16 protein-coding genes are annotated in these 13109 nt (G+C 65.6%); 6 read left to right on the top strand and 10 right to left on the bottom strand.

Annotated features, from left to right (window positions below; genetic code table 11):
• Positions 1-81 precede the first annotated feature (81 nt).
• The gene (gene greB / locus LZC95_13020) at positions 82-561 is read left to right on the top strand and encodes a transcription elongation factor GreB (protein ID WXA97753.1); all 480 of its coding nucleotides are present in this window, start codon (positions 82-84) and stop codon (positions 559-561) included.
• Here greB and LZC95_13015 read toward each other — a convergent pair.
• Entirely contained in the window at positions 543-1943 is a 1401-nt protein-coding gene (locus LZC95_13015; GenBank protein ID WXA97752.1) for a S41 family peptidase, read from the bottom strand. The two genes, greB and LZC95_13015, sit on opposite strands and share 19 nt — an antisense overlap.
• 234 nt (positions 1944-2177) lie before the next feature.
• Here LZC95_13015 and LZC95_13010 point away from each other — a divergent pair, with 234 nt between their 5' ends.
• From LZC95_13010 to LZC95_13000, 3 genes are read left to right on the top strand one after another with little or no spacing between them, the layout of a single operon-like run.
• On the top strand, positions 2178-2423 hold the full coding sequence (locus LZC95_13010) for a TIGR04563 family protein (GenBank protein ID WXA97751.1): 246 nt from the start codon (positions 2178-2180) through the stop codon (positions 2421-2423).
• Positions 2424-2452: 29 nt separating this feature from the next.
• Positions 2453-3418, top strand: coding sequence for an alpha/beta hydrolase (locus LZC95_13005; GenBank protein WXA97750.1), 966 nt, complete (start codon positions 2453-2455; stop codon positions 3416-3418).
• Between the two features lie 11 nt (positions 3419-3429).
• Entirely contained in the window at positions 3430-4431 is a 1002-nt protein-coding gene (locus LZC95_13000; protein ID WXA97749.1) for a hypothetical protein, read from the top strand.
• Here LZC95_13000 and LZC95_12995 read toward each other — a convergent pair.
• From LZC95_12995 to LZC95_12985, 3 genes are read right to left on the bottom strand one after another with little or no spacing between them, the layout of a single operon-like run.
• The gene (locus LZC95_12995) at positions 4428-4616 is read right to left on the bottom strand and encodes a hypothetical protein (protein WXA97748.1); all 189 of its coding nucleotides are present in this window, start codon (positions 4614-4616) and stop codon (positions 4428-4430) included. The genes LZC95_13000 and LZC95_12995 overlap by 4 nt on opposite strands.
• A 54-nt stretch (positions 4617-4670) precedes the next feature.
• Positions 4671-5738, bottom strand: a complete 1068-nt coding sequence (locus LZC95_12990) for an S-adenosylmethionine:tRNA ribosyltransferase-isomerase (GenBank protein ID WXA97747.1) — start codon at positions 5736-5738, stop codon at positions 4671-4673.
• Positions 5735-6469 (bottom strand): SDR family oxidoreductase, encoded by a 735-nt coding sequence (locus tag LZC95_12985; GenBank protein ID WXA97746.1) that lies wholly within the window; start codon positions 6467-6469, stop codon positions 5735-5737. The genes LZC95_12990 and LZC95_12985 overlap by 4 nt, the downstream gene beginning before the upstream one ends.
• Positions 6470-6520: 51 nt before the next feature.
• On the opposite strand from LZC95_12985, the gene LZC95_12980 reads away from it, so the two are divergent.
• Entirely contained in the window at positions 6521-7111 is a 591-nt protein-coding gene (locus LZC95_12980) for a helix-turn-helix domain-containing protein (GenBank protein WXA97745.1), read from the top strand.
• Here the strand turns inward: LZC95_12980 and LZC95_12975 are convergent.
• Positions 7081-8190, bottom strand: coding sequence for a saccharopine dehydrogenase NADP-binding domain-containing protein (locus LZC95_12975; protein ID WXA97744.1), 1110 nt, complete (start codon positions 8188-8190; stop codon positions 7081-7083). The genes LZC95_12980 and LZC95_12975 overlap by 31 nt on opposite strands.
• Before the next feature lie 381 nt (positions 8191-8571).
• Here LZC95_12975 and LZC95_12970 point away from each other — a divergent pair, with 381 nt between their 5' ends.
• The gene (locus LZC95_12970; GenBank protein WXA97743.1) at positions 8572-10104 is read left to right on the top strand and encodes an acyl-CoA synthetase; all 1533 of its coding nucleotides are present in this window, start codon (positions 8572-8574) and stop codon (positions 10102-10104) included.
• Here the strand turns inward: LZC95_12970 and LZC95_12965 are convergent.
• From LZC95_12965 to LZC95_12945, 5 genes are all read right to left on the bottom strand, one after another.
• Positions 10063-10677: a LysE family translocator gene (locus LZC95_12965; protein ID WXA97742.1), complete on the bottom strand. Its 615-nt coding sequence runs from the start codon at positions 10675-10677 to the stop codon at positions 10063-10065. The genes LZC95_12970 and LZC95_12965 overlap by 42 nt on opposite strands.
• A gap of 2 nt (positions 10678-10679) precedes the next feature.
• Entirely contained in the window at positions 10680-11126 is a 447-nt protein-coding gene (locus LZC95_12960; protein ID WXA97741.1) for an Lrp/AsnC family transcriptional regulator, read from the bottom strand.
• A 119-nt stretch (positions 11127-11245) separates the two neighbouring features.
• Positions 11246-11776 (bottom strand): TlpA family protein disulfide reductase, encoded by a 531-nt coding sequence (locus LZC95_12955; protein ID WXA97740.1) that lies wholly within the window; start codon positions 11774-11776, stop codon positions 11246-11248.
• The gene (locus LZC95_12950; protein ID WXA97739.1) at positions 11776-12459 is read right to left on the bottom strand and encodes a hypothetical protein; all 684 of its coding nucleotides are present in this window, start codon (positions 12457-12459) and stop codon (positions 11776-11778) included. The genes LZC95_12955 and LZC95_12950 overlap by 1 nt, the downstream gene beginning before the upstream one ends.
• Positions 12456-13094, bottom strand: a complete 639-nt coding sequence (locus LZC95_12945; protein ID WXA97738.1) for a hypothetical protein — start codon at positions 13092-13094, stop codon at positions 12456-12458. The genes LZC95_12950 and LZC95_12945 overlap by 4 nt, the downstream gene beginning before the upstream one ends.
• Positions 13095-13109: the final 15 nt, after the last annotated feature.

Below are 13109 nucleotides of genomic sequence, written 5' to 3'. Positions count from 1 at the left end.
TAGGGTTTAGGGTGTAGGGGAGGAGAGAAGAGCGTTCTCTCTTCCCTACACCCTAAACCCTACACCCTAAACCCTCACCAGATGGCCGATCCGAACTACATCACGAAGGAAGGCGCCAAGCGCCTGCAGGACGAACTCGGGCACCTTCGCTCGCAAGAGCGCCCCAAGGTCGTGCAAGAAGTCGCCGACGCCGCCGCGCAAGGCGACCGCAGCGAGAATGCCGAATACATCTACGGCAAGAAGAGGCTGCGCGAGATTGACCGGCGCATTCGATTCCTCACCAAGCGGCTCGAGGCGGCGCACGTCGTCACCGAGCCGGCGTCGACGGATCGCGTCTTCTTCGGAGCCACCGTCGAAGTGGAAGACGAAGAGGGCGTGCGCTCCTCGTACCGCATCGTGGGCGAGGACGAGATCGACCTGAAACGAGGCCATGTGAGCTGGCGTTCGCCCATCGGGCGCGCCCTCCTCAAAAAGGAGGAGGGCGACGTCGTCCTGCTGCGACGCCCCAACGGTGAGATCGAACTCACCATCCTTTCCGTGCGCTACTTACTAGACGGGTGAGACGGAGGAGACGGGAGAGGCGCTTTGCTGGTGCCAAGCTTGTCGCGCAGCAGCTCGTAACCCGTACGTAGAACGAAGTCTTTGCTCTTCGTCGGATCGCTCGGGATGTCGCGCGTCTCGATGGGCTCCAGGGTCCCGCCATCCGGCGCCATGCGGGCGGCCGGCGTGTTCCCATTCGTCGTCGTCTTGCGCGTCTCGCCGGCCAGGTGCCCTTCGAGATCGCGCTCGTGCACCGCACGCAGCGCGTTCGGGTCGCTCGACCTGGCCCCGAGCAGCACGTCGGGATGGATGCCCTCGGCCTGAATCGAACGCCCCGCCGGCGTGTAGTAACGCGCCGTGGTGAGACGCAACCCCGCCCCGCCGGGCAGCTCGATGATCGACTGCACGCTGCCCTTGCCGAAGGTGTTCGCCCCGACGACCGTCGCGCGCTTGTTGTCCTGCAGCGCACCGGCCACCAGCTCCGACGCGCTCGCACTCCACTCGTTCACCAGAACGACGATGGGCACATCGCTGAAGGCACCACCACCGCGCGCACGCACATCGTCGATCGTCTGCCCGCGGTGACGCGTCGTGTAGATGCCGCCGCCCGACAGGAACTCGTCCGCGACCTCGGCCGCCTCGTCGACCAACCCACCCGGGTTGCTCCGCAGATCGAGCACCAACCCGGCCAGCGACGCCGCCGGGGCCTGCTTGGCGTTGACGCTGCGAGCCGTGGTGCTTTCCGCCAAACGCGTGCGCAACTGCGCTGCGGCGCGCAAAAGCTCCTCGTGCGTCCGATCCTGGAACTGCTTGATCCGCAGGTAGCCGATATTTCCGTCGAGCAACTTCGACGTCACGCTCGAGACGTGGATGATCTCGCGCACCAGATCGAACGAGAGCATCTCTTTGACGCCCTCACGACGCACGGTGAACTTGATGTGCGTGCCCGGCTTGCCACGCATGCGCTTGATCATCGTGTCGAGCGAGGACGACAGTACCTGCTCACCGTCGATGCCGACGATGCGATCGCCACTGCGAATGCCTGCGCGCTCCGCGGGTGTTCCTTCGATCGGCGCCAGCACCGTGATGGCATCGGAGCGCACGTCGACCTCGATGCCAACGCCGCCGAATTTTCCTTCCGTATCATCCTGAAACGCCGTGAACTCTTGGGGCGGCAAGTACGACGAGTGCGGATCGAGCTGCTCGACCATGCCCGCAATGGCGCCATTGACGAGCTTCGTGCGCTCCACGGGCTCGACGTAATTGTTCTCGACCTGAACGAGCACACGGCCGAGCTGCAACGTCGCCGCGTACGGATTTTCCGCTTGAGGCGTTGCGTGGGCCAGTAGAGGTGAGACGAACACCGTCCCTACCAACCCACCGGCAAACGCGAGCGCCCCCATGGCTAAGCCGCGCAGGATGGCGCTTCGATGTCGTTTCCGCCGATTCTCGCCGGGATTTTGTACTTCAAGCTCCGACGATTCGACGCTCCCTTGCGAACGGTCGCCCAGGTTTGCTTCGTTCATCTTGACCTATCGATGCTAGCAAACCTTTTGCTCCTCGCTGTTTATCGTAGTCAGGTCCAAAAAATAGCTGGTACTCTAGGGTGGCAGGTAGACGGAAAATGGAGGTCGACCTTGGGCATTGGTGACAAAGACCCGAGCGGTAGCGTTCGGAATGTGGAATCCAAGACCGACAAGAGGAAGCAAAGCCTCTACTTCCCTGAGTCGATGCTCCAGGAGATCAAGGAAGAGGCCGCCCGCCTCGACCGGTCACTCTCCTGGGTCGTGCAACGGGCGTGGAAAATCTCTCGTCTTGAAATCAAGAAGCTCCCCAGCGTCAACGACGTGGAGGGGGGCGAAGATGACGACACCGACGAGTAAGTAGTCCTGGTCGAGTGTAACTCGCTCCCGTGCATATCGAAGCCGCGCAGACAGGCCAATCCGGTCAAAGCAGCATGGAGGAGCAGACTATCGCCGTAGCCGACGACGACACGAAGCTTTTTGTCCGTTCGCGGACGGTGGCATCCCCCTCTTCTGAAGCCCTCACCCCTGGTATTGGTGTGGGCGGCGGGATCCCCGATCTTCGTGTCTTCCTCTGCGACGGAATCCTCTGCGACGGCTTCATCTGGAAGTACTTATGGAACGATCTCGGCGAGATCGTGCCCCTTACGCATTGGCATTACCGAGGCCACGGTCGCAGTGGGGCCCCGCACGATCCGGATCGGATCGACGTGGCCGCGCACGCGGACGATCTGATGGCCGTTCGGCGTAAAGTTGGTGATCCTCCGGCGGTGCTCGTGGGCCACTCCATGGGTTGCCAGGTGGTTCTCGAAGGATATCGGCGTCATCCCAACAATGTCCGCGGGTTGGTTCTCATCTGCGGGACCTTTGGGAAGCTGACGAGCACCTTCAAGGGGCTACCTGTACTCGACATGGTGCTGCCCAAGCTGCTCGACCTGGCGCTCAAGCGCCCCGAGTTGGTGCGTGCCCTTTGGTCGCGCATCCCTCCGGAGCTAGCCTTCAACGTGGCTGCGAAAATCGGCGAGATCGACCTCGGGCAGGTGTCGCGCGAGGACATCATGCCGTACCTGCAGCACGTGCCGCACGTCGAGCTTCCGTTGTTTTTGCGCATGCTGCGCGCCGCGGGCGAACACACCGCGGGCGATTTTCTGGCGCAGATCAATGTGCCCACGCTGATCATCACGGGCGAGCGCGACACCTTCACACCGGCCTTTCTCGCCGAGTCGATGGCCAAGACCATCCCCGACGCAGAGCTCATGGTGGTGAAGAACGGCACCCACGTCGCCGCACTCGAGCAGCACGAGCTGGTCAACGCGAAGATCCGCGAATTCGTCCAGACGCGCGTGCTGATCTAGAGTCGGCGCGCATGAAGCGCGCAGCGTTGTGGATGGTGCTTGCGGCACTGGTCGCGTGCAACAAGGCACCGCGGCAGGAGGAACCGGCCAAGGCGGAGGCGCCCAAGGTGGAAACGCCCGTGGCGGCGCCGGCACCTGCGGCCTCGGATGCCGCCCCGGCCAACGTGGAAACGTCGGCGGCGAAGTTGGTCGTCGACGAAGCGGCGTTTGCTGACGCGACGCCGGCGAGCGCCAAATCGATCGGGCACACGTCGGTGGTGTTCAAGATCGATTTTTCCAACGGCCAGCGGGCCGCGTGGAAGCCGCGCTCGAAGCGAGGGAAAGTTCGCTACAAGGGTGAGATCGCGGCGTATCGGTTGGGGCGCGCGCTCGGGCTTCCCAACGTGCCGCTCGCCTTCCCGTTCCATGTCGCGAAAGAGGATTTGAACAAGGCGACGAAGGGCAAGGACGCGAGCCTGCTCGACGAAGAGGTCATCGCGGAGGCCGACGGCAGTGTGCGCGGCGCGCTCATTCCGTGGATTCCGAAGCTCGAGTTCTACCCGGTGGAGACGGAAAAGAGCCGCGCCGAGTGGGAGCCCTGGCTCTTCAAGGGCGCCGAAATTCCCGAGAAGGACCGAATCATCGCGGCGGACATTTCCACGCTGATCGCGTTCGACCTCATCACCGGCAACTGGGACCGGTGGAGCGGCGCCAACCTCGGGGCCAACGGGCCCGGCGGGCACCTGCTCTTCATCGACAACGATGGCGCATTCTTCGATCCGGTCCCACCGGGCCCTTTGGCCAAGCAGACCGCCCTCTTGCAGCGCACGGAGCGCTTTTCACGAAGCTTCGTCGAAGCGCTGCGCAAGCTCGATGGCGATGCACTCTCCCGCGCCTTCGGCGACGAGTCGGGGGAGCCTCTGCTCTCGGCTGCCGTCCTCAAAGGCGTCGCCGCACGGCGCGCGACCGTCCTGTCGATCATCGACAAGAAGATCGCCGAGCGCGGCGAGGCGGCGGTGTTGTTCTTTCCTTAGGGAAGAATGACGCCGCTGTACGGGCTGATGACGTAGAGGAAGGCCAGCGCGATGCCGAGCGAGATGACGCCGAGCACGGCGAGCTTCGGCCCAGACCAGTCGCCCTCTTCCGGCACGAGGTCGTCCTTGCGGAGATCGGCCAGGGTACGAACGGGAGGTGCGGATTCTTTCGAGGTCGTCGCCATGGTTGCGGGCGAAAAGAACCTCACTTTCGCTTCTGATGCAAGGGGGTACGAGGCTCAGTCCGGCAGAATCAGCGACGAATCACCGAATTCGTGCCCCAGGTACCCCTCCCGCTCGGCGTGGGCGTAGGCCCGTTCGAGCAGCGCCTTCGGCGCGAAGGCCTGCAGCAAGGAAAAATGGCTGGCCGCAGGGTCGTGAACCCCGGTGAGGATGCCATCCGTCAGACACGGCCGGAAACCGGGGCCGATGCGCAGGTTGGTCTCTCCTTCTTCTGCTTCTTCTCCTTCTTCTGCTTCTTCCGCGCCATCGAGGGCCGATCCCTCCAACGCGCGCACCACCGTGGTCCCCACCGCCACGATGCGGCCCCCTTCCCGTCGGGTCTTCGCAATGACCCGTGCCGTCTCGACGGGGATCTCGTACCGCTCGGCCAAGGGAAGACGCGCATCGAGCTCGGCGTCGCCCGTCGACGAGAGCCCGGCAGCGTGCGTGAGCGACGCCAAGCCCACACCGCGCCGGCGCAGCGCGAGCAAGAGTCCCCACGTGAGCGGCCGTCCCCCCGAGGGCATCTCCGCCGCCCAAGGCCGCGACGCGTAGGCTGTCTGCACCTGCCAAAGCGCCAGATCGCGCTCGATGTATGCATATTGCACCGGTTTGCCGATCCGATAGAGCTCCTGCACGGTCGCCTCGGTTCGCAGGGTCACCAGCCGCGGCGAGCGCGCATCCACCGCCTCGACGACCGCCTCGCACGCGGCAAGCGCACCAAGCGCAAGGCGATCCCCGACGCGCACCTCGGGCGGCGGAAGGCGATCCTCGGTCTTCGTTCGCCAATCGCCCGGGCCGAAGAGCACCGCTTGCCAGGTCGGGCTGCGTTGAAAGTCGGGCGCCGCAAGCGGCGCACCTCCCGTACGCGCAAGCACCCGCACCTCGAGCGGCGCGCCCGATGCCGTGCGTGCGGCAATCGCACCGGGCAAGGTCGCGGCGTCGTTGAGCACCAGGAGATCGCCCGCGCGAATCAGCGATGCGAGATCCCCTATCCGCGCATCGCGCAGCGTGCCCGCGCGCGGGTCGACATGAAGGAGCCGCTCCTCGAGCGGGCGATCGCGCGGAAACGTCGCCGCATTCACGCGCCCACCTCCTTTGCCGCACTGGAGGCCTCGAGCCGCGTACCGCTGGGGATCCGCGCCCGGTGCTCGAGGATGGTGCCGATGCGCGCCGCCACCACCGCGGGATCGAGCAACGTCGCCGGATCGGCGTCCGGAAGCGCGTCGGCGTGCATCTTGGTGTTCATGTCGCCGGGATCGATGCTCAAAAACTGCACGCCCGCCTCCGTAAGCTCCGCCGCCCAGACGCGCGCGAGATGGTCCTGCGCCGCCTTCGACACACCGTACGCACCCCAACCCGGGTAACCATTCACCGCCGCGTCCGAGCTGATGAACACGACGACGCCGTTGCCTCGCAAAATCATTGGCCCGGCCAGCGCCTTCGTCAAACGAAACGGCCCGATCAGGTTCGTCTCGAGCACGCTCGCCAGATCTTCACACGCCGTATCCAGCAACAGCGGCATCGGCAGCGGCCCGAGTGCACTGGCGCAGTGCACCACCACATCGACGGGGCCGATCAGCTCCGCCGCCGTGCCGGCGATGGCGTACGTTGCGTCCTTGTCCCCAACGTCGGCGATGATCGCCGCCGCCGTTCCATCCTCGGCCATAATCGATTCTTTGACGCGCTCGAGCTCCTCGCGGCCGCGCGCTACGAGGCCGACGCGCGCGCCCCGCTTTGCAAACCAACGGGCCAGCTGCTCTCCGAGCCCACGGCTCGCCCCCGTGACCAGCACCCCTCGTCCTGACCATTCCATGGTGTCCTCCATCTGACCGACAGAGTGGGGCGCCTTCTCCCTTTCGTTGACATGCTTGCCAATCTATTGGCAGCGATCCAACCTGTCGTCATGGGCGACGAGCTGGCCACGCGACTGGGCAAGAATATTCGGCAGCTGCGGGAAGCGCGCGGGCTCACGCAGCAACAAATGGCCAAGCTTGCCAACGTGCCCCGCGCGACCTGGGCTAACGTGGAATCGGGCACGGCCAACCCGACGCTGTCGGTCATGCATGCCGTGGCCGAAGCCTTTCAGGTCACCTTGGAAGAGCTCATCTCCACGCCGCGCGCCGCCTGCGAATTTTACCCGCGTGACACCCTCCGCACGCGCCAGCGCGGCGACGTCGAGGTGCGCAAGCTCCTGCCGGACGCCATCCCAGGCATGGAAATCGACCGGTTCGAGCTTCCGCCCAAGAGCCAGATGACCGGCGTACCGCACACGCCGGGCACGCGCGAATACCTGACCTGTGAAAGTGGATGCATCGTCCTGGTCGCCGCCGGCGAGCGCTGGCAACTCGAGACGGGCGACGTCATCGCCTTCCGGGGCGACCAGCGGCACTCGTACCTCAACCCGGGCGAGCGGCCCGCGGTGGCCTATTCGGTCGTGGCGCTCGCGCGCTCGTGAAGGGAAAGCGGTAACGCGGCCAGCGCTTCGGCCGGGGGGATGGCCACACTCGGGGCCACCACGCCGCGCGCGTGCACCTTGCCCCCCAGCGCGCGCTCGACGAACAGCGCCTGAATTTGCGCCGTGAGGCCGTACGGATCGCGGCCCGCGAGGTAGACGCGCTTCACCGTGTCGCCGGATCGGGCCTCCGCGAGAACGTCGAATTCCATGCCGCGCGCCTCGCCTTCGGGCCCCTCGGCCGAGCGACCAATCGCGCGCACCAACAGCGGGCGCGCGGCCCGCGCGAGGGCGGGTGCAATGCCCCGCGCCTTTTGCAGAATGTGCGCGGTCGTTTTGTCGATGGCCATGAAGGTCCGCACCGTCCGCGCCCCCGTGTGCGAGGGAACGACGATGGACTCGGGGCTCGGGATCGACATGGCCGTGATGGGGCGGCCGCCTTCCTCCCGCGCCGGGAAGGTGCGCACGGTGGCCGCCGGAGCCTCGCGGCGGAGGGTTCCATCGATGAACTGGCGGCTCTCACCGGAAAAAATCGAGAGCACACTGAGCTTGGTCCCGCGCGTCGTGGCGTCGGTGAGGCTTGCGGCGCCCCGCGGCATGTACACGAGGTCGAGCGCGTCGGGCTCTTTTCCCAGACGCTGCGCAGCCAAATGTGCCGCCCAGTCCGGCGGCGCGATTTCGTACGCCAGCGAAGGCGCGACGCAGGCGCCGCTGGCCTCGGCCGTGGCGCGGTAGCGAAGCACCGCGAGTGCGACGAAGTTTTGCTCGCCCGTCGTGTCCGCGTAGTGGATGCCCATGCGCGCGCAGCTCGCCAAAATGGGTTCGCCCACCTCGATGAATGGTCCTGCGCAGGCACTCACGACCTTTCGACCGGTGAGGGCGCGCACGATGGTCTCGGCGTCCTTCAAGTCGACCAGTGCCGTTTCGACACCGCCGAGCGACTCCGAGAGGGCATCGAGCTTGGCGCGGCTCCGCCCCGCAATGGCAAACGTCACCCCGCGTGTGCGAAGCGCATCGCAGACGAGCTTACCGGTGAAGCCGGTGGCACCGAAGACCAGGACGTCGGCACGTGCACTCGCCATTGCGGGCCCGACTCTAGACCAGCGCGCCCTCGAAAAAGCCGAAAAAAAAGGCCCCCGCACTTCTGCGGAGGCCTAACGTGCTCCTTACCACCATGGCCGTCGGCGGTTTGCATGACCCCTAGCCGGTTGGCTAGGTGGGGGACCAATGATCGCGCATTAGGCTTCCGAGTTATCCGCGCGCATGACCGCGCGGCCCGGCGTGCACACAGAGCGTTCGCTAATCCTCCGAAATCACGCCTGTAGGGATCAAAAATAAACCGTCTCTTCTCGAACCGGGCAGAGGGAACAACAACCCATCATAGGAATCCGAATCGATGCGTCAACGGCGCAAGATCCGGACCTCTCGTGCTAGGTACGGCGGTACCTGTCATGAACCTTGGCATGAACCTCCGAAGCGACGCTCGCATCGCCATCGCGGATGACGAAGGCACCTGGACTTATGCCGATCTTCATGCTCGGGCGGGGCGCATCGCGGCCGCGCTGCTTTCTGGTGCAGGTGGTGCGGGTGCAGGGAAAGATTCGCTGGCAGGCGAACGGGTCGCCATCTTCGTTTCGCCCGGCGGACACTTCGTGGCATCTTTTTTTGGCGTGCTCATGGCCGGCGGCGTCGTGACGGTGCTGTCGCCGCTGCATCCGGCGCGCGAGATGGCCTACTTCTGCGAGGACGCCGAGGTGCGTACCATCCTGGTCTCGCCGGATCTGCGGCCCCGGCTCGAGCAAGCCGCGGAAGGCCGCCGCGTCCTTTCGACCCACGATCCCGTGTTCTCGGATGGGCCGCAGCTCGAGCGACCTCCGATCCTCGGGCCCGATACGCCGGCGTTGCAGCTGTACACGAGCGGGACCACGGGAAAGCCCAAGGGCGCCGTGCTGACCCATGGCAATCTGGAGACGCAGCAGCGGCTCCTGGCCGAGGCATGGGAGTTCACCGAGCGTGACACGCTGCTTCACGCGCTGCCGCTGCATCATATGCACGGGCTGGCCATCGCCCTGCTGACCGCGCTCGGGGCGGGGGCCGCGGTGCGGATGCTCCCGGGCTTCGATGCGAAGCGCATCTGGAACGAGCTTCCGAACGCCACGGTCCTCATGGCGGTCCCCACGATGTACACGCGCCTTTTCAACGCCTTCGACGAGGCCGCCCCCGAGGTTCGCGCCGAGTGGCAGCGCGGCGCACGCGGCCTGCGCCTCGCCACCAGCGGCAGCGCGGCCTTGCCCGCGACCCTCGCCGAGCGCTGGCAGGTCATCGCGGGCGCCATCCCGGTGGAGCGCTTCGGCATGACCGAGATCGGCGTCGGGACGACCAACCCGGTACGGGGCCCGCGCAAGCCAGCGCACGTGGGGCTTCCCTTGCCCACCGTGCGCACGCGCATCGTGGACGACCAGGGCCGAGATGCCGAGGTCGGCGAGCTCTGGATCGCGGGCCCCAGCGTCTTTTCCGGGTACTACAAGCGCGCCGAGGCCACGCGCGACGCCTTCGTGACCGACGCGACGGGCGAGCGCTGGTTCCGCACCGGCGATACGGTCACGCGCGACGCCGACGGCTACTTCAAAATACTGGGCCGCACGAGCGTCGATATCTTGAAGAGCGGCGGCTACAAACTGAGCGCGCTCGAAATCGAAGAAGCGCTGCGCGAGCATCCGGCCATCCGCGAGGTGGCCGTCGTCGGCGTGCCCGACGAAAATTGGGGCGACCGGGTCGTCGCCTGCGTCGTTGCGCACGAGGGCCGCACCGACGAGTGCGCGACGGAGCTCGTGCGCACCTTCGCCAAGCAAAGTCTCGCACCGTACAAGGTTCCCAAGCAGGTGGTGCTCTTTCCCGAGCTACCGCGCAACGCCATGGGCAAGGTGCAGAAGCCCGAGCTCACGAAGCTTCTCCTAGCGAACGAACAACGCGGCGCTGAGCGCAAAGGCGAATAGCCCCGTCGCCGACACGCGGTTGATCCAGACCAAGTGCGCCCGGCGCAATCGCTGGCGCATCAGGCTGACGCCGCCGCTGAGTGCGAACCACCACGCCGCCGACCCGACGAAGACGCCCCCCACGAGGGTGCCCGTGTCGATCCACGGGCTCTCCCCCGGCTCGATGCCGAACGAGGAGAACATCGCCAGGAAGGCTGCAATGGTCATGGGGTTCGTGACGGTGAGCGCCAAGGTCGACAGCCATGCAGAAAACGCGTTGCCGCCTGCCACCTTGGCCCCCTCCTCCGGCACCTCGGCGGTCCAGATGCGAAACGCAAGGTACGCCAGGTACAGCGCACCCGCGATGCGAAACACGGCTTGATGCTCGGCAAAGGCGCGTGCGATGGCGCTGACGCCAATGCCTGCGACCAGCCCGTAAATCGCGTCGGCCGTGGCCGCGCCCATGCCGCACGCGAAGCCGAGCTTGCGGCCGTCGGTGAGCGTGCGCCGAATGCACAAGATGCCGATGGGCCCCACGGGAGCGGCCACCGAGAGGCCGAGAAACACGGCTTTGAGAAAGACGGGAACCACCATGGTCATTCATCCGGCGCGAGGTGTTCGAGGGGCAGATGCGGCGCATCTTTCAAGGTGGAGAGCGCAATCAACGTGCGCGTCCCGATGACGCCCTCGATGCCCTTCAGCGTCTCGCTGACTAAGGTTTCGAGCGTCTTGAGATCCGTCACATGCACCTTGAGCAGGTAATCGTCATCGCCCGCCATGTGATGGCACTCGACCACCTCCGCCTCACGGCGCACGCGTTTCAAGAACGCCGCACGATGCGTCGGCCGATCGAGCCGCACCGCGATGAACGCCGTCACGCCCAACCCGAGCCCCTCCGCATCGAGCACCGCCGTATAGCCGCGAATGAACCCGAGCTGCTCGAGCTTCTTCACCCGATCCGCCGCCGCCGGCGCCGAGAGCCCGAGCTCGTTCCCTAGCTCGGCCCAACTCATCCGCCCCTGCGCCGCCAGAAGGCTCAACACCTTCGTATCAACAGCATCAAGCTTGTCCAGCTTACGATTCAAAGGCATACATCAATTCGTACGCCATTTTCGAAGGAAAGCAAATTCGGGCACGGGCACGGGCACGGGTAGATGGTGTTCTACTTTGCGCCGCGAATCTCGCGCCGAATCTCGTCCGCTTTCACCAAGCCGACATTGCGCCAAACCATGCGCCCCTCGCGATCCAGGATCACCACCGTGGGCACCGAGTGCACGTCACCGAAGGAGCCGCTGCCCGAAATGGTCTCGGCATCCCCCAACGCAACGGGAAAGGTCACGCCCAATTTGGTGCGATAGAGCTCGATGAGCTCGCGATCCCGGCGCGGTTGCAGGGCCACCAGCGCGTAGGACACCTGATCGCCATCGCGCTTGGACATCGCCACGAGGTAGTCGACTTGGGCCTGGCTCGAGAGATCCCACGTGGTGATGAACGCGATGACGCCAATCTTGCCCTTCATCGCAGCGGAACTCACCGGGCGCTCGTCGAGCGAGTCGTACTCGAATTTGACCGGCGCCTTGCGCTCGGTGCTCTGCACCGTGGAGACGCCCACCGGCGGCGGCGGCTTCGACGAACCACACCCGAGAAGACCTACGAGCCCGCAAGCAAAAGCAAGAACGTACCCGACCCGCATCAATCGTCTTTCGCGCCTTTTTGTCCGCTGAATCCGTCGTCGCGCTCGGCAAACAACACGTTGAACGTCGTCAGCGAGCCGTAGCACTGCGTGACGTACTGTTGCATCTGCACCTTTTCCTCGTCGGAAAGCTGCGGATGGGCATTCAGCTTTTGTTCGAGCACGCGCAGCTTGTCGCGGATCATCACGATCTTGTGAAACAGCGACTCGATGGGGATGCGCTTTTCGGCGGTGCCTTCCTTGCCCGGCTTCAGGATCATTTCGCCGCCGCTCCAGCGCCCGCCGAGCTTCACCTCGCTCACCCCGAGTTCGTCGCGGATGACGTATCGGAGTACCCGTCGAAATTCCTCTGCGTCCATGTCCAAAAGCTCCTCTGGGATCTCCAGTTCGAAAGGCTCGATGGTCTCGTCGACCGACTCCGAACGCTCGCGCGGGACGCGGGGACGGCGGCTTGCCTGCGACGGACGGCGGTTCGCTTGCACCGTCTTGGCGAAGGTCCCGCGCAGCACGTACTGCGAACACGTGTTGGTCTCGCGTATCGGCGAAGGCCATACGCCGAGCAGGCACTCGCCGGTGCGGTGCACCTCGCCGTTGGCATCGATGGCCTCGACGACGCGCACGAAGCGCGCACAGCTGCCGCATCGCTTCACGAGTTCGGGCGGGACGTCGTTTTCTTCGCTCACGTGCGCCCAGGATACACGGGCGTGAACAGATCGGAGAAACGAGCCATCACGTCCGGCAGCGTGTGGCCTTTTCGTCGCTCCGCCACCACCGCGTGGGCCAAGGTTTCCACCGCGTCCTCCAGAGGAACGGGCTGCAGCGGCCCCGCGGAAAAGGGCTCTCCATCGACGGCTTGGCCCGCCTCGAACGCCCGCCCGTCGGAGAGCGGCTCGTGCACCGCCGATACGAGCACGTCGTCCGGGGCCACGTTGCAAACCAGGAGCTCGACGAAGTGCAGGTACAGCGAACGCACCAGCACCAGGGTCATCGTTCCCTCGGGCGCGCCGGCCTGCGCCGAGTCCGCACGCCACGCTTGCCAGGCGGATTTTCCCTCGAGCGGCCCCATGGCGTGCACCATGCGCAGACGCAGCTCCTCGTCGGCCTCCACAGCGAGCAGCGGCGCGTAAACGGCCACCTTGGGCACACCCAGGGTCGGAAGATCCGCATCGAGCGCGTCGAGCCAATCTTGGCGAATGGCGCGAGGCAACTCCCCATACGTGAGGGCCGCCGCCCAAGCGGCTTCCGCATCACTGGCCAGCGCCTCGAGCCACACGCGCCAGGCGCCCAGCGACGGTTCTTGTGGGTCAATCGGAGGCAAAACGCGACTCTTCCC

The sequence above is a fragment of the Sorangiineae bacterium MSr12523 genome, assembly GCA_037157775.1.
GTDB lineage: Bacteria > Myxococcota_A > Polyangia > Polyangiales > Polyangiaceae > Pendulispora > Pendulispora brunnea.
The sequence above is the reverse complement of the archived record's forward strand: the minus strand, read 5'-3'. Positions and strand labels throughout refer to the sequence as shown.

Coding starts and splice junctions, on each gene's coding strand:
- LZC95_12965 (WXA97742.1), bottom strand. CDS start 10,677: ATGGTGGTTCCCGTCTTTCTCAAAGCCGTGTTTCTCGGCCTCTCGGTG.
- LZC95_13000 (WXA97749.1), top strand. CDS start 3,430: ATGAAGCGCGCAGCGTTGTGGATGGTGCTTGCGGCACTGGTCGCGTGC.
- LZC95_12985 (WXA97746.1), bottom strand. CDS start 6,469: ATGGAATGGTCAGGACGAGGGGTGCTGGTCACGGGGGCGAGCCGTGGG.
- greB (WXA97753.1), top strand. CDS start 82: ATGGCCGATCCGAACTACATCACGAAGGAAGGCGCCAAGCGCCTGCAG.
- LZC95_12975 (WXA97744.1), bottom strand. CDS start 8,190: ATGGCGAGTGCACGTGCCGACGTCCTGGTCTTCGGTGCCACCGGCTTC.
- LZC95_13015 (WXA97752.1), bottom strand. CDS start 1,943: ATGGGGGCGCTCGCGTTTGCCGGTGGGTTGGTAGGGACGGTGTTCGTC.
- LZC95_12955 (WXA97740.1), bottom strand. CDS start 11,776: ATGCGGGTCGGGTACGTTCTTGCTTTTGCTTGCGGGCTCGTAGGTCTT.
- LZC95_12995 (WXA97748.1), bottom strand. CDS start 4,616: ATGGCGACGACCTCGAAAGAATCCGCACCTCCCGTTCGTACCCTGGCC.
- LZC95_12970 (WXA97743.1), top strand. CDS start 8,572: ATGAACCTCCGAAGCGACGCTCGCATCGCCATCGCGGATGACGAAGGC.
- LZC95_12980 (WXA97745.1), top strand. CDS start 6,521: ATGCTTGCCAATCTATTGGCAGCGATCCAACCTGTCGTCATGGGCGAC.